General features: G+C 35.3%; 23 protein-coding genes. 9 read left to right on the top strand and 14 right to left on the bottom strand.

Annotation, left to right across the window (positions count from 1 at the left end):
- Positions 1–61: 61 nt before the first annotated feature.
- From ACE94K_RS04255 to ACE94K_RS04270, 4 genes are all read right to left on the bottom strand, one after another.
- Positions 62–667, bottom strand: coding sequence for a hypothetical protein (locus tag ACE94K_RS04255; protein WP_378180397.1), 606 nt, complete (start codon positions 665–667; stop codon positions 62–64).
- Between the two features lie 122 nt (positions 668–789).
- Positions 790–1,296, bottom strand: coding sequence for a hypothetical protein (locus tag ACE94K_RS04260; RefSeq protein WP_378180399.1), 507 nt, complete (start codon positions 1,294–1,296; stop codon positions 790–792).
- Positions 1,297–1,427: 131 nt separating this feature from the next.
- Positions 1,428–1,973, bottom strand: coding sequence for a hypothetical protein (locus ACE94K_RS04265; protein ID WP_378180401.1), 546 nt, complete (start codon positions 1,971–1,973; stop codon positions 1,428–1,430).
- 115 nt (positions 1,974–2,088) lie between these two features.
- Positions 2,089–3,777 carry an ABC transporter ATP-binding protein gene (locus ACE94K_RS04270; protein WP_378180403.1) on the bottom strand — a complete coding sequence of 563 codons (1,689 nt, stop codon included), beginning with the start codon at positions 3,775–3,777 and terminating at the stop codon, positions 2,089–2,091.
- A 128-nt stretch (positions 3,778–3,905) separates the two neighbouring features.
- Here ACE94K_RS04270 and ACE94K_RS04275 point away from each other — a divergent pair, with 128 nt between their 5' ends.
- From ACE94K_RS04275 to ACE94K_RS04285, 3 genes are read left to right on the top strand one after another with little or no spacing between them, the layout of a single operon-like run.
- The gene (locus ACE94K_RS04275) at positions 3,906–5,366 is read left to right on the top strand and encodes a PAS domain-containing sensor histidine kinase (RefSeq protein ID WP_378180406.1); all 1,461 of its coding nucleotides are present in this window, start codon (positions 3,906–3,908) and stop codon (positions 5,364–5,366) included.
- Between the two features lie 13 nt (positions 5,367–5,379).
- On the top strand, positions 5,380–5,583 hold the full coding sequence (locus ACE94K_RS04280) for a DUF4177 domain-containing protein (RefSeq protein ID WP_378180409.1): 204 nt from the start codon (positions 5,380–5,382) through the stop codon (positions 5,581–5,583).
- A 16-nt stretch (positions 5,584–5,599) separates the two neighbouring features.
- On the top strand, positions 5,600–6,382 hold the full coding sequence (locus ACE94K_RS04285; protein WP_378184216.1) for an enoyl-CoA hydratase/isomerase family protein: 783 nt from the start codon (positions 5,600–5,602) through the stop codon (positions 6,380–6,382).
- A 94-nt stretch (positions 6,383–6,476) separates the two neighbouring features.
- Here ACE94K_RS04285 and nadD read toward each other — a convergent pair whose 3' ends face one another.
- From nadD to hemH, 9 genes are all read right to left on the bottom strand, one after another.
- Positions 6,477–7,058, bottom strand: a complete 582-nt coding sequence (gene nadD, locus ACE94K_RS04290; protein ID WP_378180412.1) for a nicotinate (nicotinamide) nucleotide adenylyltransferase — start codon at positions 7,056–7,058, stop codon at positions 6,477–6,479.
- Between the two features lie 57 nt (positions 7,059–7,115).
- Positions 7,116–7,688, bottom strand: coding sequence for a guanylate kinase (gmk, locus tag ACE94K_RS04295; protein WP_378180415.1), 573 nt, complete (start codon positions 7,686–7,688; stop codon positions 7,116–7,118).
- Positions 7,689–7,731: 43 nt separating this feature from the next.
- Entirely contained in the window at positions 7,732–8,592 is an 861-nt protein-coding gene (locus ACE94K_RS04300; protein WP_378180418.1) for a YicC/YloC family endoribonuclease, read from the bottom strand.
- A 128-nt stretch (positions 8,593–8,720) separates the two neighbouring features.
- Entirely contained in the window at positions 8,721–9,269 is a 549-nt protein-coding gene (locus tag ACE94K_RS04305) for a GNAT family N-acetyltransferase (protein WP_378180421.1), read from the bottom strand.
- A gap of 20 nt (positions 9,270–9,289) precedes the next feature.
- Positions 9,290–9,841 carry a CopD family protein gene (locus ACE94K_RS04310; RefSeq protein ID WP_378180424.1) on the bottom strand — a complete coding sequence of 184 codons (552 nt, stop codon included), beginning with the start codon at positions 9,839–9,841 and terminating at the stop codon, positions 9,290–9,292.
- Positions 9,842–12,913 carry a glycosyl hydrolase gene (locus ACE94K_RS04315; RefSeq protein ID WP_378184218.1) on the bottom strand — a complete coding sequence of 1,024 codons (3,072 nt, stop codon included), beginning with the start codon at positions 12,911–12,913 and terminating at the stop codon, positions 9,842–9,844.
- 204 nt (positions 12,914–13,117) lie between these two features.
- A complete protein-coding gene (locus ACE94K_RS04320) occupies positions 13,118–14,506 on the bottom strand; it encodes an MATE family efflux transporter (RefSeq protein ID WP_378180427.1) in 1,389 nt (462 codons plus the stop codon).
- 15 nt (positions 14,507–14,521) lie between these two features.
- Positions 14,522–15,577, bottom strand: coding sequence for a cyanophycinase (locus tag ACE94K_RS04325; protein ID WP_378180430.1), 1,056 nt, complete (start codon positions 15,575–15,577; stop codon positions 14,522–14,524).
- An 80-nt stretch (positions 15,578–15,657) separates the two neighbouring features.
- Positions 15,658–16,701, bottom strand: coding sequence for a ferrochelatase (gene hemH / locus ACE94K_RS04330; protein ID WP_378180433.1), 1,044 nt, complete (start codon positions 16,699–16,701; stop codon positions 15,658–15,660).
- Between the two features lie 235 nt (positions 16,702–16,936).
- Between hemH and ACE94K_RS04335 the strand changes: the two genes are divergently transcribed.
- The gene (locus ACE94K_RS04335; protein WP_378180436.1) at positions 16,937–17,116 is read left to right on the top strand and encodes a hypothetical protein; all 180 of its coding nucleotides are present in this window, start codon (positions 16,937–16,939) and stop codon (positions 17,114–17,116) included.
- 6 nt (positions 17,117–17,122) lie between these two features.
- Here the strand turns inward: ACE94K_RS04335 and ACE94K_RS04340 are convergent, their stop codons facing one another.
- Positions 17,123–18,013, bottom strand: coding sequence for a helix-turn-helix transcriptional regulator (locus ACE94K_RS04340; RefSeq protein ID WP_378180440.1), 891 nt, complete (start codon positions 18,011–18,013; stop codon positions 17,123–17,125).
- Between the two features lie 200 nt (positions 18,014–18,213).
- Between ACE94K_RS04340 and hemA the strand changes: the two genes are divergently transcribed.
- The 5 genes from hemA to ACE94K_RS04365 are packed head-to-tail and all read left to right on the top strand — an operon-like array spanning position 18,214 to position 22,563.
- Positions 18,214–19,464 carry a glutamyl-tRNA reductase gene (gene hemA / locus ACE94K_RS04345; RefSeq protein ID WP_378180443.1) on the top strand — a complete coding sequence of 417 codons (1,251 nt, stop codon included), beginning with the start codon at positions 18,214–18,216 and terminating at the stop codon, positions 19,462–19,464.
- The gene (gene hemC, locus ACE94K_RS04350; protein WP_378180446.1) at positions 19,464–20,378 is read left to right on the top strand and encodes a hydroxymethylbilane synthase; all 915 of its coding nucleotides are present in this window, start codon (positions 19,464–19,466) and stop codon (positions 20,376–20,378) included. Before hemA ends, hemC begins: the two co-directional genes overlap by 1 nt.
- Positions 20,379–21,041, top strand: coding sequence for a uroporphyrinogen-III synthase (locus tag ACE94K_RS04355; RefSeq protein ID WP_378180449.1), 663 nt, complete (start codon positions 20,379–20,381; stop codon positions 21,039–21,041). It abuts the gene before it with no gap.
- The gene (hemE, locus tag ACE94K_RS04360; RefSeq protein ID WP_378180452.1) at positions 21,038–22,063 is read left to right on the top strand and encodes a uroporphyrinogen decarboxylase; all 1,026 of its coding nucleotides are present in this window, start codon (positions 21,038–21,040) and stop codon (positions 22,061–22,063) included. Before ACE94K_RS04355 ends, hemE begins: the two co-directional genes overlap by 4 nt.
- 2 nt (positions 22,064–22,065) lie before the next feature.
- Positions 22,066–22,563: a DUF6973 domain-containing protein gene (locus ACE94K_RS04365; protein WP_378180455.1), complete on the top strand. Its 498-nt coding sequence runs from the start codon at positions 22,066–22,068 to the stop codon at positions 22,561–22,563.

The raw sequence follows: 22,563 nt of genomic DNA on the forward strand, positions 1-22,563 counted from the left end.
GAGATTCAAAAAAACCTTCAGGGAATAATCCTGAAGGTTTAGATGAGATGGAAGAACTTGTTTAGTCTTTAATTCCGTAAGCTTCGATCACAGCTTCATAGTCAGAAAAGTCTACAAAAGAACGCCCCACGAGAATATTTGGAGGTATTATCACATATCTAAATTTAGCCCCTCTTGTAGGATCAATCTGAAATTCAGTAAGATCTCCGCTCAAGGCACGTGCGGTTATATTTATGTCTGAAGCAGCAGCACTACCACTACCATATCCAAATGTAAATTGAGCACCTCTAAAATTTAAAACAGGTAATTGATACGTGTTTCCATCCCCGAATCCTGAATAATAGACTAGGATGACGTGCGTATCTCTTATAGATGCTGCACTTGGTAACTCAGAAGGAAAATCAATCCCCATAAATTTTACGGAAGTTGAGGATCCTTGAAAATCAGCAGGGATCCAATCACTGTAGATTACCTCTGCGTTTCCATCTTCCCCATCTTGACCATCTTGTCCATCAGCGCCGTCCTGTCCGTCAGCTCCATCTTGACCAGCGATACCCTGTGGCCCTTCTGCACCATCCATTCCGTCTTCTCCATCACAAGAACTAGAAGTTAATACCATAGCAAATGCTATTAAAAAATAGCTTAAAAATTTCATTGTCGTTTTCATTTTTTACGTTTTAATGTTTCCTATTAGTGCAGCTTGAATATGTTAGGTAAACATCAAATACGAAAAAACCTATCTTTAAGCTGAAGATAGGTTTGATTTGTATTTGAAATAAGTTGATTTTATTAGTCTAGATTGTAATATGATTGTAATTCTTCAAAGCTGTTAAAATCTGCAGCGCTTGTTTGCGTTCCTTCGATAATCACATATTTCAATTGGGATATCGCGGAGTTTAGAGGCCCTGATGTTGATAAGGCATATATGGATAATGTATTAAGACTATATGTAAATGTAATCATCTCTGAATCTCCACTTGCGTACGGAAAACTGTACGTCATTGGATACCATATATCATCTCCAAACAATTGAAAATAGACTAGAATCAAAGAATTATCTAATACATCTTGTGTAATATCGTTATCCGTAATAACAAATTGATTTGCTGTTCTGCCAAGATAACTTGCCTCTGTCCAGACTACATTATCTACAGTTCTTACGATTACATTGGCATTTCCATCTTGTCCAGCGGGTCCTTGTGGCCCTTCTGCACCGTCCATTCCGTCTTCTCCATCACAAGAAGCAGTTGTGAATACTAGGGCAAAAGCCATCATTACATACGTTAAAAATTTCATTGTTGTTTTCATCATTTTAAGTTTTAAAGTTTATGATTAGTGTTATCTTTTTGGAATAGGTAAACATTTAGGTTTAAAAAAACCTATCTGAAGAATCCAGATAGGTTTTTTAAAGTCATATAATGATGATATCAGAGACCGATGACTTCTGTGTTTTGTTCGTTGATATAAATATTCAATGTTCTTTCTGTAGTATTCGATACTCCATCCAATCCTCCAAAATCTCTAACGAGAAAAGAAAAAGAAATGCTTACACCATCTCCATTGGTAATAAGTTTACCCGCCAAAATATTTCCAGTTGTAGGATTTGTTGCATCACCATTCCAGTAAATCAGACTTGAGAGAAATGTTAGGGTGCTACTTTCCCAAGGACTTGGTATATCTGTAGAAAATTCTATATAATCGTGAGGATATTGCCATGATATTCTTTTAACGCCACCAGCGTCACCACCCGAATAAATAAAGCTATACTCTGTATCTGAGCGTAAGTTTAGTTGAAAACTGGAAAAATCATCGTCTTGGTCAAATGTTTGATTAAAGCCATCTCCCGAGATATTAAAAGTAAAAGTAGGAGCATTAGTATCTGTTTCTGGGATATCAGTTTCACACGATATGCAAAATAGTGCTATCAATGCAAAAAGTGTTTTTTTAAATTTTGTAACAATTACTGTTTTCATCACGTTAAGTTTTATGGTTTTAAAACTTTAGTGCTGATGAATGGGGAAAAGTAAACACTTACAATTTAAAATCAGTATGATTTTAAGAGGTGGCCTATTATCTTAATGCTATATATTATAGACCTTTTGGAATGGCATTGATTAATTTTTTTGTGTATTCTTTCTTTGGATTTTCGTAAATCATATCGGCATCTCCGTATTCTTCAATTTTACCTTGATTCATGACCAATAATTGATCCGACATATATTTTACAACTGCCAGATCATGAGAGATAAAAATATAGGTAAAACCAAATTTCTCCTTAAGTTCATTGAGTAAATTTAATACTTGTGCCTGTACTGATATATCCAATGCACTTACAGATTCATCACAGATGATTAATTTAGGCTGTAATGCGATTGTTCTTGCAATTCCGATGCGTTGTCGCTGTCCACCGCTGAATTCGTGGGGATATCTATTAAAGAAAGCTGGATCTAATCCAACTCTTTTTAATAGATCAATGGTTTTTTCCTTTCGCTCTGCGTCATTAATGTATAACTTATGGGCTTTCATAGGTTCCATAATAGCCTTACCAATTGTTAAACGGGGATTAAGAGACGCAAAAGGATCCTGAAAAATGAGTTGAATTTCTTTTCTTAAATTTCTTATTTCTGAAGAAGAGATTCTTGTAATATCCTTTCCTTTATATAAGATCTCTCCACTGTTTGCTTTGTCTAACTGTAAAATAGTATTACCTAGGGTAGATTTACCACATCCCGATTCACCAACAAGTCCTAGAGTTTCGCCCTCGTAGAGCTTAAAACTTACACCATCTACTGCCTTAAATTCTTTTTTACCAAATATCCCTACTTTAGAAAAAAATATCTTTTCTACATTTTTAACTTCCAATAAAGGAGATTTACTATACAGTTTTTTATGCTTTTGTTCACGTTGTGTTTTAGAAATAATGGGTCTTTCTTTTTCCTGATCCCCCAGGTAATCCTTAATAGTTGGTAATGTTTTGAATCTTACCTTTAAGGAAGGTCGGGCGTGAATCAATGCTTTGGTATAGTCATTTTGAGGAGTGTGAAAGACTTGCTCGGCAGTACCATATTCCATCATTTTACCTTGATACACTACCAGAACTTTATCAGCAATTTCAGACACTAGCGATAAGTCATGAGAAATGAAAAGAATACTCATTTTGTATTCTTTCTGAAGTTCTTTTAAAAGCCCAATGATTTCTTTTTGTACGGTTACATCTAAGGCAGTTGTAGGCTCATCTGCGATCAGTAGTTTTGGTTTGCAAGCTATAGCCATGGCAATCATAATACGTTGTTTTTGACCACCACTTAACTGATGAGGATAAGAATTATAAGCCCTGATTCCATCAGGGAGTTTTACTTTTTCAAATAATGATAAAACTTCTGCTTTTGCTTCAGGTTTAGACAGGCTGGTATGTTGTAATAGAATCTCTGCTACTTGCTTTCCGCATTTCATAGAAGGGTTTAAAGAACTCATAGGTTCTTGAAAAATCATAGCAATCTCATTGCCGCGAATTGACCTAAGTATTTTATCTTCTAAATTGAGTAGAGAACGGTTTTTATATAGAATTTGACCCGAAACCCTTGCAGAGTTAGCAGGAAGTAAACCCATCACAGCAAGAGAAGTAACAGATTTACCGCTTCCTGATTCACCGACAACACCTATAATTTCGTTTGGATAAATATCAAACGAAATATCGTATAATACTTTTGTTTCTTTTTTTTCAGAAATAAAAGAAACATTGAGGTTTTTTACAGAAAGTAATGAGCTGTTATCCATAGATTCAAAGCTAAGTAAATTTGAGCAATTCCACTCAAAGAAAAAGAATGTCGTTGAGTGCTGATCAGGGTTTCTATTTAAAACAATTTTGGTGTGATATTTGTTATATTTACGTTTCAAAGAATACTATGAAGCTTACTAAACTCTCTCTTAGAACAAGGATTTTTATTTCTATGACCGTATTAGTTTTGTTGGCTTCTGTCTTAGTTGCAGCCATTACGGTATATCAATACAAAGAGGAGGCAGAAGACTATCATCGTGAGCGGTTGGAAAGAAAGGAAGAGCGTATAAAAATAGCAATTAATAATGCGTTGAGAAGCACTACTTATCCAGTAACCGAAGAAAATGTTGCGTTGATATTTAGAGAGAAAAAAAGAATTAATCAGATATCTCACGAACATTCATTACCCATCAATATTTATAACTTATCAGGTAAATTATTAATTAAGTCAGAAGAAACCTTTGTAAATGACACAACTGATATGCAGTTGAATCAGCATATAATAGATACTTTGGACAGTGGTTACGAAAAAAGGTATTTAGGGGTGTCTGAGAAAAACGGAGAACACTTTTTGTCTTCTTACACATACATCAAAGATGATAAGTCAAAACCATTAGCGATACTTAATTTACCCTATCTAGAAGATGATAATTTCTTTTCTAGAGAACTGTGGGAGTCTTTAAAAAGGCTTGGTCAGGTTTACCTTTTGATGTTACTCATTGCAATAGTCCTTGCATATTTTCTTTCAAAATATATTACCCGATCTCTTAAGACAATTTCAGATACGATTGATCAAACCCGTTTAGATAAACGAAATAAAAGAATTCGAATAGGAGACTCTAGTGATGAAATTTACTCACTCGTCAGCGCTTATAATAGTATGATTGATGAGTTAGAAGAAAGTGCCGCAATGCTTGCAAAAAGTGAGCGAGAAGCTGCATGGAGAGAAATGGCAAAACAGGTAGCCCACGAGATTAAGAATCCATTGACGCCGATGAGATTAACGGTTCAAAGTTTCCAGCGCAAATTTGATCCCAGCGATCCAAATATTGGTCAGAAAGTAAAGGAATATAGTGACACCTTAATTCAGCAAATAGACACTATGAGTTCTATTGCATCGGCATTTTCTAATTTTGCACAGATGCCGGCGCAGAAAAGGGAAACCCTAGACGTAGTAAAGGTTGTGAGATTAGCACTTGATATTTTTAATGAAGATTATATTATTTTTCCATCTGAAAAGGAAGAGATTATAGCAAAATTTGATAGAACGCAGTTAATACGTGTAGTAACCAATTTGGTAAAAAATGCTATCCAGGCGATCCCAGAAGATCAGACTCCTAAAATTATGGTGAATGTTTTTACAGAAAAGGATAATGTGGTGATCACAGTTGCTGATAATGGAATAGGAATTAATGAAGAAAACAAAAAGAAGGTTTTTGAGCCAAAATTTACCACCAAGAGTAGCGGCATGGGATTAGGTTTGGGAATGGTTAAAAATATTGTGGAAACCTATGACGGAAGTATTACCTTTACATCCCAAGAGGGGAAAGGAACCGTTTTTAAGGTGAAATTCCCGAAAGAACAATAAATATCATTAACATATGAAAGAGTATAAATTAGAATCTTTGATTTATTATTCGAAAATTACTTTTGATAAAGAACATATTTTAAAATCTTCATCAAAGGACATTCAGGAAAAACTGGATCTCTATGCAAAAGATGGATGGAGATTGGTGTCTACCGACGTAGAAGATTTTGGGATGGGGATGTATTTCTACTTGTACTTTGAAAGGGACATAAAATAATAAACAAACAACAGACATAATGCATACTAATATTCTCACATCTCATCAAAATGGTATCACAACTATTACCATCAATCGACCCTCAAAATTAAACGCACTTAACAAAGAAACAATTCAGGAACTTCACGATGCTTTTGATACTGCTAACAAGGATATCAAGACTAAGGTTATTATCATTACCGGAAGCGGAGAAAAAGCTTTTGTAGCTGGCGCGGATATAAGCGAATTTGCTAATTTTTCGGTTGATCAAGGAGGTCAATTGGCAGCAAAAGGGCAGGAACTGCTTTTTGATTTTGTAGCTAACCTATCTACGCCGGTTATTGCCGCGGTAAATGGTTTTGCGCTTGGTGGAGGATTAGAATTAGCGATGGCAGCACATTTTAGAATTGCGAGTGATAATGCTAAAATGGGATTACCAGAAGTATCCTTGGGTGTGATCCCAGGATATGGTGGTACCCAACGTTTACCTCAGTTAGTAGGTAAAGGCAGAGCTATGGAAATGATAATGACGGCTGGAATGATTGATGCCAATCAAGCGTTAAATTATGGATTGGTAAATCACGTGGTTCCACAAGAAGAGTTATTACCTCTAGCAGAAAAAATTGCGAGTAAAATTATGAGAAATTCTTCTGTAGCGATTGGAGCAGCTATCAATGCAGTAAATGCTGCTTATGAAGACGGTGTCAATGGTTTTAAAACTGAAATAAAAGAATTCGGAAATTGTTTCGGAACTGACGATTTTAAAGAAGGAACTACAGCATTTTTAGAAAAAAGAAAGGCTGATTTTCCTGGAAGATAAATATTTCTTTTTCAAACTGAGCTTGTCGAAGTTTTAAAATAGTCTTCGACAAGCTCAGACTGACATTATAGATCTTATCATAAATCTATTTCTTCTACCTATAAAAATTCATTTCATCAATATATTCCCATACTTCTTTCGGCAATAAGGGTCTGATATTTTTACCTATCAGAATAGCTTTTCGGATAAAAGTGGAAGAGATTTCCATAATCGGTGCAGCAACTTTATGAATTTTCAGATGATCTTTAAATTGATGATCTGTTTTCCCTTCAGAGATACGGGGATATACATAGATGTGATGGTTTTCTAATATTACTTCGTAGTTTTTCCATTTATGGAAGCTTTTCAGATTGTCCTCGCCCATAATTAGATGAAACTCATAATCAGGATATTTTTCCTGTAGATGAACTAAGGTATTCACCGTATAATTTGGTTGCTGTAGCTTAAACTCGATGTCGCTGGGCTTTAGTTTTGGGTATGATTCTGTAGCACGATATACCATTTCTAATCGATGGTTATTATCCAGTAAAGAGTTTTTCTTTTTAAATGGATTGTGCGGCGTAACTACCATCCAGATTTCATCGAGATCAGAATATTCTGCCATATGATTAGCAATAGCCAAATGACCTATATGAATAGGATTAAACGTACCAAAATATAAGCCTATCTTTTTCATGGATAAAACTTGTTTTTCGATTCTCGGAAAACCGGTAATCTTATTATGAAAATGTAATTAACCTAATAGAAACTTCTTAACCAATTGATACACCTCTATTTTTGCTTTTTCTAAATCGTCATTGGTTACAATAGCATCAAACTGAGGCGCAGTAGCCATTTCTGTAGAGGCCTTGGCTACTCGCATATTGATTTTATCTTCTGATTCTGTTTTGCGCTTTTTTAAACGAATTTTCAATTCTTCAATACTCGGGGGTTTTATAAAAATAGCCAATGTGCGATCCGGATAAATTCTTTTGATATCTAGACCACCAACTACATCGATATCAAAAATCACATGTTTTCCTTTATCCCAGATACGTTGTACTTCTGTTTTTAATGTTCCATAAAAGTTATCTCGGTATACTTCTTCCCATTCCAGGAACTCGTCAGCTTTAATTTTGTCCTTAAACTCCCTTAGTGAAAGAAAATAATAATCTTTTCCGTGTACTTCTCCTCCGCGAGGTTCTCTGGAAGCAGCGGAAATAGAGAAATCTAAGTTTAACTCTTCTTTATGTAATAAATATTTAACTAAAGTAGTTTTTCCACTTCCTGATGGCGCAGACAGCACGATAAGTTTTCCTTGTTTCATCTATATAAATTTTACCAAGATTGGGTAAAGACGTATATCAGTATTACAGAATATTCAATAATTGTTCTTTTATTTTCTCTAATTCATCCTTCATTTGTACTACCAGTTGTTGCATAGAAGCATAATTGGATTTACTCCCTATGGTGTTGATCTCACGACCAATTTCCTGAGTTATAAAACCCAATTTTTTTCCATTAGAGTCTTTAGAATTTAGAGTGGTTGTAAAGTATTCAAGATGATTGGCTAATCTGACTTTTTCTTCTGTGATATCAAATTTCTCAAGATAATACACCAATTCTTGTTCAAATCGGTTTTCGTCCACTTGTTCTTTTAATTCAGAAACAGCCTTATGCAATCTTTCTCTTACTAGTTCGATACGCTCTGGATCAATTGCAATAACTTTTTCTAGTAAGTCACCGATGTTTTCAATGCGAGTAACGAAATCCTTTTCTAGCGCTTTTCCTTCATCCAATCTATAGCTTTCAATAGCTTCCAGGGCTTCCTTCAAACCGCCTTTTATGGCTTCAAATTCTTTTTCGTCCACCTCGGCACGTTCAGTTTTTAATGCATCAGGCATACGAACAGCCATTTTCATCATTTCTAATTTATCTTCAGAGTTATAGATAGATTCTAGTTGCTTGATATAATCTTTAACGATATCCTCATTGATTTTAGTTGAGTTTTCCTCTGCGGTAACTTCTACATATAAACTAAAATCAACTTTACCTCTTTCTAACGCTTTGGCAATCGTTTTTCTCATTTCCAGCTCTTTTTCGCGGTATTGAGAGGGAATTCTGGCGTTAAGATCTAAGTTTTTACTATTTAGGGATTTTACCTCAATAGTTATTTTTTTGGTAGGAAGTTGAAGGATTGATTTCCCAAAACCTGTCATGGATTTGATCATAAGATAATATCGGTATCTCGTTTAAAAAATTACACGAAGATACGAACTAATTATGAATGCAGAATTAGTAATATCAAAAGGATCCCTACAAATGCAGCAAAATGCCATCCTATGGTTGATTTACAATCTCAATATACTTCTCTGTACATCATGATTTTATCAATATAAGTTCCTTTTTCTTTAAAAAAATTAGGCACAACTCCAGATTGCTTAAATTTCAATTTTTTATATAATTCAATGCCCGGATTATTATTTGCATATACTTCTAACCAAATTGTTTTTAATATTTTATTTTTTTGAGCCCAGTCCACTGCGCTTTGCAACAAAAAGGTTCCAATACCTTGATTTTGCCATTTTAGATCGACACCCATACCTATAACGGCAGTATGTTGCATTTTTTTTCTCCAACTACCTGTAAGATCAATGTTTCCTATCATAGCATTTTCTGAAATAGCCACAAGAATTATACTATTTTTTTCAGATTGATATCTTTCGATCATATCTCTTTCTTGACAAACATCATTGGGGTACTCATCAGCAAATAGGGGTAGACTTTCTGTGTTTTTTAAATACGCTAGTTTAAGGTTTAATAATTGATCAGCGTCAGCAAAAAGGGCTTGCCTTATTGTAACAGACCGATTGTTCTTACTGGTATATGTTTTTGGAAAAAAACTCAAATTTTAAAAATTTAGTAATCCTAGGCATTTGGGTTTTTATCCCTAACTCTTTTGTAAAATTTTATACCAAACATTAACAGAATGGCTAGCGATAAAATTCCGATTACTCCATAAATCCAGTTAACTGCGTCTCTTACGATAACTAAAAAAATAACAGCAAAAAGAATGATAGTGGCTCCTTCGTTCCACAGTCTCATTTGATTAGATGTCCACTTTATAATACCTACCTGAAGCTGTTTAAAAATTTGGTGACTTTTTAAATGATAGATGAAAAGTAATAAAACAAACCCCAATTTTACGTGCATCCATCCATTGTGCAATATTCCCGGTCTTAGGATTAATAACCAAACTGCAAATAATGTAGCCAGAACAGCCGAAGGCCAGGTGATGATAAACCAAAGGCGTTTAGCCATCAGTTTTAATTGATCCCCTAATATTTCTTTATCAGGAGAGGGTTTCTGAAAGGCTTCGATTTGATAGATAAATAATCTTGGGATATAAAAGAGCCCTGCAAACCAAGTAATTACAAAGATGAGATGTAGGGCTTTTATATAGTTATAGTATTCTTGCATTTATTCTTCAACAAACAGATAATTAAGTTGCAAGGTATTGAATTCTGTATTAAAGCTTTTTATTTCTTCTGAAATTAATTTATCAAAAGCCTTCAGTTGATCATTGATCTGTTTTGTTAATTCATCTTTTACTGCAATGTCCTGTGCTGTTGGTCCAAAATCTCCCATTCCTACCAACGAATTGAGGTGTCCAAGTTTGTTGGTCAACTTAATAGGGAAATTTAAAGGATCCTGACCACTACGATTTTTGGTTTGGTACAATGCTTTCTCGATTTCACCAAACTGCTTTTGTAAATCTTTAGCTTTAGCCACTAAGTCTTTTGTTTTTTCGTCATTTTTATATTGTGTAGCAAATGATTTGAGCTGCGTGTTAATTTTTCTAATTTTTTTGATTGATTGATGTGCTTTATCTACTGTTTGGTTTACACTGGTTATAAAATCAAATTGTTGCTGCATTTGTTGTATAGTTGCTTCTGCTCTTGGATCTGCCAGAATCTTAAATGGTTGTTGAGATACTTCTTTTCCATTTACATTAAGATTTACTTTATAAGTACCTGGAACAGCTTTTGGGCCATCAAGATTTGCCCACCACAAGATCATTCCTTTTAGTTTTTCTGCCCCATCACCTCGCATATTCCAATTAAATTGATTTGCTCCTTTTTTTAGATCAACTAGTTGGTCTTTTTTTTCTTTCGCAGCAGAACTAAAAGATTTAATGGTGTCGCCCTTAGTATTGAAATAGGTTAAAGACACCGTATCTTTTTCTTTTTCAAAGTTTTTTAAATAGAAATACGTCATTACTCCACTTGGGTGATTGGTTCCTTCAGTTTTAGAGTCTTTTAGGCTCCCACCTCTCATTCTGTAAGTGTCCTTTGGCTGAAATAAAATGTTTTCCTGTGTTTTTGCACTGTTATTAAGCTGGTGTAATACGGTCAAATCGTCAATAATCCAAAGACTTCTTCCTTGGGTTGCTACTATCAAATTATTATCTTTTATTGCTAGATCTGTAATAGGAACGATGGGAAGGTTTAACTGAAAAGGTTTCCAGTTAACGCCATCATTAAAAGAAATATACATTCCTGTTTCGGTACCCGCATACAATAAGCCTTTTCTTTTGGGATCTGCTCGGAGCACACGCGTGAAGTGCTCGTTATCTATGCCGGTTGTGATTTTTGTCCACGATTGACCATAGTTAGTGGTTTTATATAAATATGGAGCAAAATCTCCAGATTTATATCTGGTTCCGGCAATGTAGCACGTTCCTTCATCAAAACTGCTAGGTTCGATACTATTGATCATGGTCCATTCGGGTATCCCTTTTGGGGTTACATTACTCCAGTTTTGCCCACCATCTTTACTGATATGAACGAGTCCGTCGTCACTTCCAACCCACAGCACCCCTTCCTTAAGAGGACTTTCAGCAGCGGCAAAAATGGTACAATAGTATTCTACCGAAGTATTATCTTGAGTAATAGGCCCCCCGGAAGATTTTAGCTTGCTTGGATCATTTCTAGTAAGATCCGGACTTATAACTTCCCAACTTTGACCTTCATTTTCAGTAACATGTACCTGATTTGAGAACGTATAAAGTCTATTTGGATTATGTTTAGAGAACATAATCGGGAAATTCCATTGAAAACGATATTTCATATCCTCGGCACCATGTCCCATTGGATTATCTGGCCAAACACTAATAGATCTTACCGTTTCCGTTTTATGATTGATTCTGGTAAGGAAACCATCATAACTACCTCCGTATACAATGTCATTATCTTTAGGATCAATAGCTATATGCGCTGATTCTCCCCCGGCAGTAGATTCCCAATCATCCTCAGAAATAGACCACCCTGTACTGCGGTGATTGATTCTTATTGTCGAATTGTCCTGTTGAGCTGCATAAATTCTGTAAGGGAAACTGTTATCAGTAGTAACACGGTAGAACTGAGAAGTTGGTTGATTGTGATAGGTACTCCAGGTTTCGCCACCGTCATACGTAATTTGGGCACCGCCGTCATCTCCAATGATCATACGATTTGGATTTTCTGGCGCTATCCAGAGATCGTGATGGTCTCCGTGCGGAGCTCTGAAACTGCTGAAGTTTTTTCCTCCATCTTTACTTTTATGATAGGATACGTTAACTACATACACCACATCTTTATCTTTGGGGTCGGCATAGATTCTTGTATAGTACCAAGCGCGTTGACGCAGACTTCTATCACTATTTAAAAGATTCCAGGTTTCACCGCCATCATCACTTCTATAAACACCACCATTTTCTTTATTTTCTACAATTGCCCATACTCTTTCACTGTTTACAGGAGAAACAGTTACTCCTATGATTCCTAAAGTATCTTTAGCGAAACCTTTATTTTTTGAGATTTCTTTCCAGGTTTTCCCACTGTCAGTACTTTTCCATAGAGCAGAACCATCTCCCCCAGAACTTAAACTGTAAGGTGTTCTTCTGGCATTCCAGGTAGAAGCATATAGGATTCTTGGGTTGTTCGGATCCAAAGTAAGATCAACTGCACCTGCATTTTGATTGGCAAATAATACCATATTCCAAGTTTTTCCTCCATCTTTACTTTTATAGACACCTCTATTCTGAGTTGGTTTATAAATGTTTCCTAAAACCCCGGCATACACAATATCCGGATTGGTAGGGTCAATCGCAATTCTGGGAATATGCCTGCTTTTTGGCAAACCGGATTGTATCCAGGTTTTTCCAGCATCTACACTTTTCCAAACTCCATATCCCGAAGAGACATTACCACGTAACGTTTTTTCTCCACCACCTACATAAATTACATTGGGATCACTTTTAGAAACTGAAATAGAACCAACGGATCCACCAAAGAATCCATCTGATATGTTTTCCCAAGTACGACCTCCATCGGTAGTTTTCCAAACACCGCCACCTGTAGCTCCAAAATAAAATAGATTAGGTTTTCCTGGTACTCCTGTCACGGCGGCACTGCGACCACCTCTAAAAGGACCAATTAGGCGATATTCGAGTGCATCGTAAAGTTCTTCGTTATAAGTTTGCGCATGCGCTGATGAGAAATTGCCGACCATAAGAAGGGCAACAAGTGTGAGTTTAATAATTTTCGAGTACATCTAATTGAGTTTATTTTTTACGACTTAACATTAAAAAATGTTAGGTGTCCATATGACGGTGTACTAAAATCTGGAATAAATATCTATTGAAAAAGATTTTCACGTAAATTTAACCAAGTTGGTTTTAGTAGTTGTATCAAGTTGTCTTTGGATAATTTGTAATTATCCGGTTTTTGGTATAACAAGCGTTTTTCTCACTTCTCTATTAAGATAGTATCCCGTAAGGATTGTAGAGAGTACATCTGCAATAGGAAATGCGATCCAAACACCTAAAACTCCAAGAAATGGAGGTAAAATAAGAATGAGAGGTATCAAGAAAAACCCTTGCTTGGTCAGGCTTAATAACAATGCAGGCACTGCTTTTCCTATAGATTGAAAATACGCCGATCCGATAAGTTGCACAATTATGACAGGAGTTGCTAGAAATACCAGTCTAAGTGCATCGGGAGTTCTTTTTAATATTTCTGCGTTATTAGCCAAAGTTTCTTGATCTAGAGATTCTTTACTACTTACAAAAAGAGAAACAAAACTTTCTGGGAAAATCATAATTATTGAAAAAATCATAATTGCAAGTAACCCTCCGTATTTAATAGAAGTATTAATAGCTTCTCTTACTCTTTGGTATTTTTCTGCGCCGTAGTTATATCCAGCGATCGGCATAAATCCTTGATTTATTCCGATTACAGGAAAAAGTGCAAACATGAGCATTCTACTTATAATACCATAGGCTGCCACATCCAAAGCGTCCCCATGTCTGATTAGAACATTATTTAGTAGAACTGTAAGAACGGCAATAGTGCCTTGTCTAGCCAAAGTAACAAAACTTAATTCACTAATTTCTTTGACTATTTTAGCTTTGAGTCTAAAACATTCAAGATTTAAACGTAATTCACTTTTAACAAAGAAAAACCAAACGATAAATCCAAAACAAATAGCATAACTAATAAAAGTAGCCCAAGCGGCTCCTTCCATACCATAGCCTAAAACATTTATCAATAAATAATCCATGAAGATATTGCCGATTGCGGGCAGTATCATTGCGACCATTGCAAAAGTTGGTTTTCCTTCTGCACGTATTACATTATTACCCATCATACACATGGATAACATCACAATACCATAGAGAACAATGCGGTAATATGTTAAAGCATACTCTTTGAAAGAATCATCAGCACCAAAAAAGCCAATAAGGTAGTCCTGGAAAACCAAACCCATCAAGGCTAAAAATCCAGAGGTTAGAAAAGTTAACGTTGTCTGATTACCAAAAACCCTTAACGCTTTATCACGATCGCCAGATCCTAAAGCTCTGGATAATACAGAGCTTCCTCCTATACCAACAGCCAAACCTATAGCTCCGATAAAAAAGGTGACAGGGATCACTACAGTAATGGCAGAGATAGCTAGGGGTCCTATCCAACGACCTAAAAAAATCGTATCAACAATCATGTTCAAAGACATGACCAATATTCCTATCGAGGCAGGAACTGCTTGCTGAATAAGAAGTTTTCCAATGGGTTGTGTGCCCAAATCGTCAGAACTAACTTTTGCCATTTACCTTTTTGTTTGTTAATACGAAATTCGTAATCTTCCTCGATCTATGTAGTAATATTGCCAAGAACCGCCAGAACCTGTGGTCCATCGATCCAACATAAAATAGTGACTACCATTGCTGGTACCACTTGCTTTATATACTTCAACTGCGCGTTGATCTCTATACCAATCCAACGATCGTCTGGGTAAACATCGTTCAGGTCCATAAAAATACTGATTCAGAAAAAAAGCATACCCTTCTCCAAAAACTCTAGCTTTTCCAGTTTCATCAATACAGACAGCTGTGCGTTCATCGACTCCTATTCCTTTTCCGCGTATTCCCCAATCCTGATGAATCCGTGCTAAAAAAGTAATATGACGACCTCTTCTATCTGGATCATCATAATGGGTGTCGGTGATTACATTTTTTAAGTAGGGGTTATCAATAAAATTATGTTTTTGCAGGGTCAAATTTCTATGGTAGGGATTTCGTAAAGCATCTTCTGATCGAATGGTCCCATTTTCAGCATCAAAATAGATACCACCCTGTATAGCGCATCCTGCACTGGTTCCACCGATGACCACTTTTTTGATATTTCTAAGATAATTTAAGGCATTTTCAACTTTAGTATCTTTCCAAAAGCTCACATAATTATATTGATCTCCTCCTGCGATAAAAACTGCTTCTGCGTTTCGTATGGTAGCTTCGGTTAATGGTGAATTAGCTTTTTCCTTGGAGTCTATAAGCAATGTTTCTACAGAATTAACTGCGTAAAGATCAAATAGATATTGATTGTAAGCATCGGTTCCTGTTGACCTAAGAACAACGATATCACCTCCTCCGGATTTTTGAAGCATCCAAAGCATCGCGGCATCCACATCGGTACTACCACCCATTAATAAAGTCCCTCCTGAGGTATTAGTGGATATATTGGTAACATCACCTATTATACCAATAGAAGCGTTTAATACGTTTTTTGAATGTATAGATGCATCTGTATTTAGATCTACGACTTCTTCATTTTCACACGAATAAAAGAAAGAACATAAAAGAAATATACCAAGAATTGATGATACGTGAATTCTTTTCATGATTGAATTTGGTTCTAGGGTTAGTGATGTTTTAATTTGAGCTATAATTTATTTTTCTCTTTAATCAAGCTCACGGAATATTATTCAGATTCAACAGGAGTTTTAGCTTCTACCCACTCATTTACCCAGTTTCCTAATACATTTGCCCAATCATCCCGATCATTAAGACAAGGAATTGTGGTAAATTCTTTTCCTCCAACTTCGTGAAAAATTTCTTCTCCTTCCATTGCAATTTCTTCGAGTGTTTCCAGACAATCAGAAACAAATGCAGGAGTAACTATAGCCATTTTTTTGATTCCTTCTTTCCCCATTCTTTCAATAGTCCTATCAGTATAGGGTTGAAGCCAGGGATCAAATCCTAATCTGGATTGAAATGAGGTAGAATAGGTTCCATTTTTGAGCCCCAATTTTTTAGCTACTTGTAGCGTTGTCATTTCACATTGATGACGATAACAGAATTCATGCTGTATAGAACCTTTTTTAAAGCAACATTTTCCGTCCATTTTACAGTTTCCATTACTAATGTCACTCTTTCTTATGTGTCGCTCAGGTACTCCGTGATAACTGAATAGCAGATGCTCATAGTCTAAATCCTTAATTTTTTCGTGAATGCTTTTAGATAATACTTCTATATATTCCTGTTTATCGTAAAAAGCAGGAATATCTGTAAATTGCATATGAGGAAAATGTTCTTTTCGTAATTCTTCGGCAAGTACTAAAATAGTTTCTGTGGTGGCCATAGCAAATTGTGGGTACAGCGGAATTATAAGTACCTCATTTACTCCTTTTTCATCTAATTCCTGCAGTCCTTTCTTAATACTCATAGATCCATAACGCATTGCTAAACCAACCGGAACAGAGGTTCGTTCTGAAACTTTTTTCTGTAATCTTTCGGATAGGACAATGAGTGGAGAACCTTCATCCCACCATATTTTTTTATATGCTGCAGCGGATTTCTTTGGTCTTGTATTTAAGATGATTCCTTTGACCAAAAGTGTTCTGGCCCATAATGGAACATCGATTACTCGAGGATCCATTAAAAATTCTCCAAGATATTTCTTTACGTCTTTAGGATCTGTACTATCAGGAGATCCTAAGTTAACAAGAAGCGCACCCTTACTCATATTTTGTCTATTTCGAAAAGTAAAAATACAAACAATTCCATGGATAGATCATAAAATTATAATAAGACTTCTAGATTATAGAATTGAGTATAGTAATCGAGTTTGAGATAGAACAAGCGAGTAGTGTTTTGTTAACAAGTAATGGTAACATACAAGTGATTCGAGTTAAAATATGATAAACTAGGGATTTACAATCATTATTTTTTTATTTTTAGGTAATCAAAAAAGCATGAAAATGAAACGTATTATTGTAGATGTCCAAAATGACAAGTTGCCTTTTATTTTAGAATTATTAGAGCATTTTGAGTTTGTATCTGTCTTGGCAGATGCTGATGAAGATAATAGAGGGATGTATGACTCTATTGTTTCTTTACAAAAAGGAGAAGGAATTCCTGTAAAGGAAACTCTTGATTAGTTGTAATTAACTTAGATTCATCACGTATTTTTTTGGCGTTGTACCAAATTTCTTTTTGAAAGCAGCTATAAAATGGCTAGCTGTACTATATCCTACTTTTAAACCAACCTCATTAACATTATGACTTCCGGCAGCAAGTAATTGACGGGCAACTTCCATTTTATAATCAAACAAAAAGGCATATACAGGCTCTCCGTAAATTTGTTTAAAACCATCTTTTAGTTTGCTAAGAGGTAATCCAATTTCTTTTGATAATTCTTGAAGTGTAGGAGGTTCTGACATCCTGGAGATGATAATCTCCTTGGCTCTTTTGATTTTAAGTACATTTTCTTCATCCACCAAAAATGGACATTGGTCTATATCTGCATCCTCTGGTTTGTTGAAATATAGACTTAGCAATTCATAAGCTTTTGCCCTAAAATATAATAGCTTAATCGATTTATGAAGATTATAACTCAAAATTTGGTTGAGAACTACAGTCATTGATGGAGAGATGTCTGCATCGGTGTAATATTTTTTATCTCGATTGCCTTCTCCAAGAAAAGGAATGTAGTCTGCTTCTTTAGAAAACAGAGAGTGAAATTTTTTTATTGAGATTAAAAGAGAAACTAACCACGAATCTTTTTCCATTTCCAGGTTCATAGGAAGATCTCTTTGTGGATTGTACAGTAAGAGAGATTTTTTTTCTGGTAATGGTATTGCGTAACTTCCATTATTGAAGTTAAATTTCAAGTTTCCTTTTACACAAAAATGAAATTGAATATAACTACTATTAATATCTCTTATAATTCGCTGATTATCATTAGTTCCGTTCTGGAACTTCAGAATATAAAAACCATCTTCTATAATAGTTTCTTCTAAAATTCCTGGAGCGTTATTTTTCAGTTGTATTTCCATGTTTCTAAATGCATTTATTTAGAATAAATCTAAATTAATAAAATCGTAATCTTTGGGACACATACAAAAATAGGTGTTTTTACCCGTTTTTGCATAATTCAAGGTATAAATAACGCTTTTCGATACTTTAAAAACTCCTAGCGTTATTTTTTAAAGCTGTTGTAGGATATTTTTGCTACGGAAAAATTGAAAATAACCCAATGGAGCCTCACCTACGTAAGAAAGGAACAAATTTTTACACAATTGGTCTCAGCTATAAAAAGGCTGACGCCGAAATACGTGGTCATTTTAGTATAAATGAAGAGGCGAAAATGGCAATCCTTAAACAAGCTAAAAAAGAAGGGATAGAAGGACTTTTGGTTATGTCAACCTGTAACCGTACAGAACTCTATGGTTTTGCACAACATCCTTTTCAACTTATTAAACTATTATGTGAGCATACTCATGGTACTGTCGAAGAATTTGAAAAAGTAGCATATGTACACAAAAATAGTAAAGCAGTTGCCCATTTGTTCAAAGTGGGTACAGGATTGGATAGTCAAATTTTAGGGGATTTTGAAATCATTGGACAAATAAAAGCTGGGTTTAGGGCATCTAAGAAGGTACGAATGATCAATCCGTTTCTAGAAAGATTAACTAACGCTGTAATCCAGGCAAGTAAAAGAATTAAAAACGAAACAGATATTTCCAGCGGTGCTACATCAGTTAGTTTTGCAGCGGTACAATACATATTAGCTAGAGTTCCTTATGTGTCAGATAAAAATATACTTCTGTTTGGAACAGGAAAAATCGGTAGAAATACTTGTGAGAATCTTGTAAAGCACACGAAGAATGATCACATTGTCTTAATCAACAGAACAAGGGACAAAGCAGAAAAGGTAGCTGGAAAATTTAACCTTGTAGTTAAAGGTTTTGATGAGCTACAGGATGAAGTAAATCATTCTGACGTACTAATAGTAGCTACCGGTGCTCAAAAACCGACAATCACTAAAGAAATCATTAATTGCGATAAGCCTCTACTCATTTTAGATTTATCTATTCCAAAAAATGTAGATACGAATGTTACAGAATTACCAAATGTAACTTTGGTACATATGGATGATTTATCTAAAATAACAGATAACACCTTGCAGCGCCGCAGAGTGCATATACCTAAAGCAGAAGCCATAATTGATGAGGTGCGATCAGAGTTTGATAGCTGGATGGAGACCAGGAAATTTGCACCGACCATTAAAGCTTTAAAAAATAAGCTGATTTCTTTAAAGGATGCTGAAATTAATCTACAGCGAAAAAAAATAACTGATTTTAATGAGGAACAAGCCACAATTATCAGTGATCGTATTATTCAAAAAATCACAAACCACTTCGCGAATCATTTAAAGGATGAAAATACAGTATCTGAGGAAAGTATTGAATTGATTCAGAAAGTATTCCAAATCGAAGATAAATAGTGGAAAGCAAAACCATTCGCATTGGTACCCGGGATAGTCAATTAGCACTTTGGCAGGCTCATACCGTACAGAATAAGTTAGAAATACTTGGATACAAAACAACTTTGGTTCCTGTAAAATCTACCGGAGATATTGTGCTGGACAAACCACTATATGAATTAGGAATCACTGGGATTTTCACGAAGACTTTAGACATTGCAATGATCAATAACGACATTGATATTGCTGTTCATTCTATGAAAGATGTTCCTACGGCATTGCCGAAAGGTATTGTTGAAGCAGCAATTTTAGAACGAGCTAACACAAAAGATATACTCTTACATAAAGGAGTGGATTTTTTGGACAAAAAAGGAACCATAGCGACAGGAAGTCTAAGAAGACAAGCACAATGGCTACATAAATATCCTAACCACCGGGTAGTTGACCTAAGAGGAAATGTAAACACCCGAATGCAAAAGCTAAAAGATAGCGACTGGAATGGAGCTATTTTTGCAGCAGCAGGATTAGAACGTATCAACCTAAAACCCAAAGAATATTTGGATCTTGATTGGATGGTTCCGGCTCCTGCACAAGGAGCTATGCTCGTAGTTGCTAAAGAAAAAGACGAGTTTTGCATTGAAGCACTTTCGCATCTTAATCACGAAGCATCCGAAGTATGTGTACACATAGAAAGAGAATTTCTTAGAGAATTAGAAGGAGGTTGTACAGCACCAATAGGAGCGTTGGCAGAAATTATAAAAGATCAAATTCATTTTAAAGGAGTTCTATTCAGTTTAGATGGGAAAGATAAAATCGAGGTATTCAAAACCATTAAACTAGACGATAAGAAGAATTTTGGTATACGCTGTGCGCAAGAGATATTAAATAATGGAGGTAAAGAATTAATGAAGAAGATTAAAGCAGATTTGAAATAATTGAACTCTAATGTTAGCATATTATCCACCAAAAAACTCTCTACAACACAAAAAGAGCTGCTACTACATTCAGGAATTGGATTTGTAGATTATAATGCAATTGATATCGAATTACTTCCTATCCATTTTGGTCAAAACATAGAGAATGCAATTTTTACCAGTAAGAATGCTGCAAAGGCGATTCAGAATTCAGAATTCAGAATTCAGAATTCCTTTTGTGTCGGCGAGAATACAAAAAAGCTTTTAGAAGAAAATGGGCTAAAAGTCATAGAAACTGCTCAAAATGCTTCAGATTTAGGTAAAATCATCTTAAAAAACTATAAGAATGAACAATTTTTCTTTTTTTGTGGAAACATCAGAAGAGATGAATTACCTTCAATTTTAAAAGAAAATAATGTTCAATTCAAAGAGGTTGTAGTGTATAAAACACATCAGAAGCCTAAGAAATTTGATCGTACCTTTAACGGAATATTCTTTTTCAGTCCATCTGGGGTTCAGAGCTATATATCTGATAATATAATAGGAGAAAGTATAGCCTTTTGTATAGGGAATACTACGGCTTCTGAAGCTAAAAAACATACCAACAATATCATTGTTGCTAATAAACCAACCGTAGAGAATGTAATTGTTCAAGCGGTAAAATACTTTGATAAACAAATATGATACAAAACGATTTATTTCTAAGAGCATTAAAAGGAGAAACGGTTGATCGTCCACCAGTATGGATGATGCGTCAGGCTGGGAGATATTTGCCAGAATTTATGGCGTTAAAGAAAAAGTATGATTTCTTTACTCGATGCAGAACACCAGAATTAGCTTCAGAAATTACCGTTCAGCCCATCGATATTATTGGTCCGGATGCAGCTATATTATTCAGCGACATTTTGGTAATTCCACAAGCGATGAATATAGAAGTGCAAATGAAGGATGGTATTGGTCCCTGGTTACCAAACCCAATTCGATCACAAGCAGATATAGATCAGGTTATTGTTCCGGATATCGATGAAGAATTAGGATATGTGATGGATGCAATTAAGATGACAAAGGAAAAACTAGATAACAGAGTTCCGCTTATTGGTTTTGCCGGATCACCGTGGACGATATTGTGCTATGCTGTTCAAGGACAAGGGTCTAAGAATTTTGATAAAGCAAAAGGTTTTTGTTTTACACAGCCAGAAGCCGCTCATCAGTTATTGCAAAAAATTACGGATACCACAATTGCTTATCTAAAGAAAAAAGTAGCTACAGGAGTCAATGCGGTTCAGGTATTTGATAGTTGGGGCGGTATGCTTTCTCCAGTAGATTATCAAGAGTTTTCGTGGAAGTATATCCAACAGATTGTAGACGCACTAAAAGACGAGACAGAAGTAATTGTTTTTGGTAAGGGATGTTGGTTTGCACTTAATGAAATGGCAAATTCTGGTGCAGCAGCTTTAGGAGTAGATTGGACTTGTTCTGCTAGAAACGCCAGATATCTTACGGGAGGAAATATTACATTACAAGGTAATTTTGATCCGTCTAGACTGCTGTCGCCTCCATCGGATATCAAAAAGATGGTAAAACAAATGATTGATGAGTTCGGTAAAGATCGGTATATCGCTAATTTGGGACACGGAATTTTACCTAACATTCCTGTAGAAAATGCCAGAGCCTTTGTGGATGCCGTAAAGGAATATAAGGTGTAACGATGAAAATCCGAGACCTGATAAGAAGGTTTGATTTCTGGCAGCTTTTTAAAATATCAGGAGTAGCTATCCAAAAACCATTTTTTATTATTCCTACGTTAAGAGCTACCAAAAAAACGATGATTATTTGTGATGCTTTGTATGGAAATTTACATCATCATCACGGAAAAGCGAATGCGTTTAGGCATGCGTTATGGAACATATTGATTTGCCAAAAGACCTTGTTACAATCTAAAGATGAAGATAAATCTATTGTTTGGGCTCAAAAAATTACTGATTTACACGAAAAATTAGCCCCTAATAAAGCTATAGAAGAAGCCATGGATTTACACAATAATAGGTTGGGAAGAGAATATTTCAAAAAATTAAAAGCAGCTTCTGAAGAAGAGACTATTTCTTTTCTAAAAGAAAAAACAAAGATTGCTAAATTGGTAAGTGATATAGAAGAAATAGACAGTTTTTGCAACGATTTGGTATATCTTTCAGATGAAAATTTTTAG

Source organism: Aquimarina besae (assembly GCF_042434905.1).
Taxonomy (GTDB): Bacteria; Bacteroidota; Bacteroidia; order Flavobacteriales; family Flavobacteriaceae; genus Aquimarina.

Coding starts and splice junctions, on each gene's coding strand:
- ACE94K_RS04255 (WP_378180397.1), bottom strand. CDS start 667: ATGAAAACGACAATGAAATTTTTAAGCTATTTTTTAATAGCATTTGCT.
- ACE94K_RS04260 (WP_378180399.1), bottom strand. CDS start 1,296: ATGAAATTTTTAACGTATGTAATGATGGCTTTTGCCCTAGTATTCACA.
- ACE94K_RS04265 (WP_378180401.1), bottom strand. CDS start 1,973: ATGAAAACAGTAATTGTTACAAAATTTAAAAAAACACTTTTTGCATTG.
- ACE94K_RS04270 (WP_378180403.1), bottom strand. CDS start 3,777: ATGGATAACAGCTCATTACTTTCTGTAAAAAACCTCAATGTTTCTTTT.
- ACE94K_RS04275 (WP_378180406.1), top strand. CDS start 3,906: ATGAAGCTTACTAAACTCTCTCTTAGAACAAGGATTTTTATTTCTATG.
- ACE94K_RS04280 (WP_378180409.1), top strand. CDS start 5,380: ATGAAAGAGTATAAATTAGAATCTTTGATTTATTATTCGAAAATTACT.
- nadD (WP_378180412.1), bottom strand. CDS start 7,058: ATGAAAAAGATAGGCTTATATTTTGGTACGTTTAATCCTATTCATATA.
- gmk (WP_378180415.1), bottom strand. CDS start 7,688: ATGAAACAAGGAAAACTTATCGTGCTGTCTGCGCCATCAGGAAGTGGA.
- ACE94K_RS04300 (WP_378180418.1), bottom strand. CDS start 8,592: ATGATCAAATCCATGACAGGTTTTGGGAAATCAATCCTTCAACTTCCT.
- ACE94K_RS04310 (WP_378180424.1), bottom strand. CDS start 9,841: ATGCAAGAATACTATAACTATATAAAAGCCCTACATCTCATCTTTGTA.
- ACE94K_RS04315 (WP_378184218.1), bottom strand. CDS start 12,913: ATGGTCGGCAATTTCTCATCAGCGCATGCGCAAACTTATAACGAAGAA.
- ACE94K_RS04320 (WP_378180427.1), bottom strand. CDS start 14,506: ATGGCAAAAGTTAGTTCTGACGATTTGGGCACACAACCCATTGGAAAA.
- ACE94K_RS04325 (WP_378180430.1), bottom strand. CDS start 15,577: ATGAAAAGAATTCACGTATCATCAATTCTTGGTATATTTCTTTTATGT.
- hemH (WP_378180433.1), bottom strand. CDS start 16,701: ATGAGTAAGGGTGCGCTTCTTGTTAACTTAGGATCTCCTGATAGTACA.
- ACE94K_RS04335 (WP_378180436.1), top strand. CDS start 16,937: ATGAAACGTATTATTGTAGATGTCCAAAATGACAAGTTGCCTTTTATT.
- ACE94K_RS04340 (WP_378180440.1), bottom strand. CDS start 18,013: ATGGAAATACAACTGAAAAATAACGCTCCAGGAATTTTAGAAGAAACT.
- hemA (WP_378180443.1), top strand. CDS start 18,214: ATGGAGCCTCACCTACGTAAGAAAGGAACAAATTTTTACACAATTGGT.
- hemE (WP_378180452.1), top strand. CDS start 21,038: ATGATACAAAACGATTTATTTCTAAGAGCATTAAAAGGAGAAACGGTT.
- ACE94K_RS04365 (WP_378180455.1), top strand. CDS start 22,066: ATGAAAATCCGAGACCTGATAAGAAGGTTTGATTTCTGGCAGCTTTTT.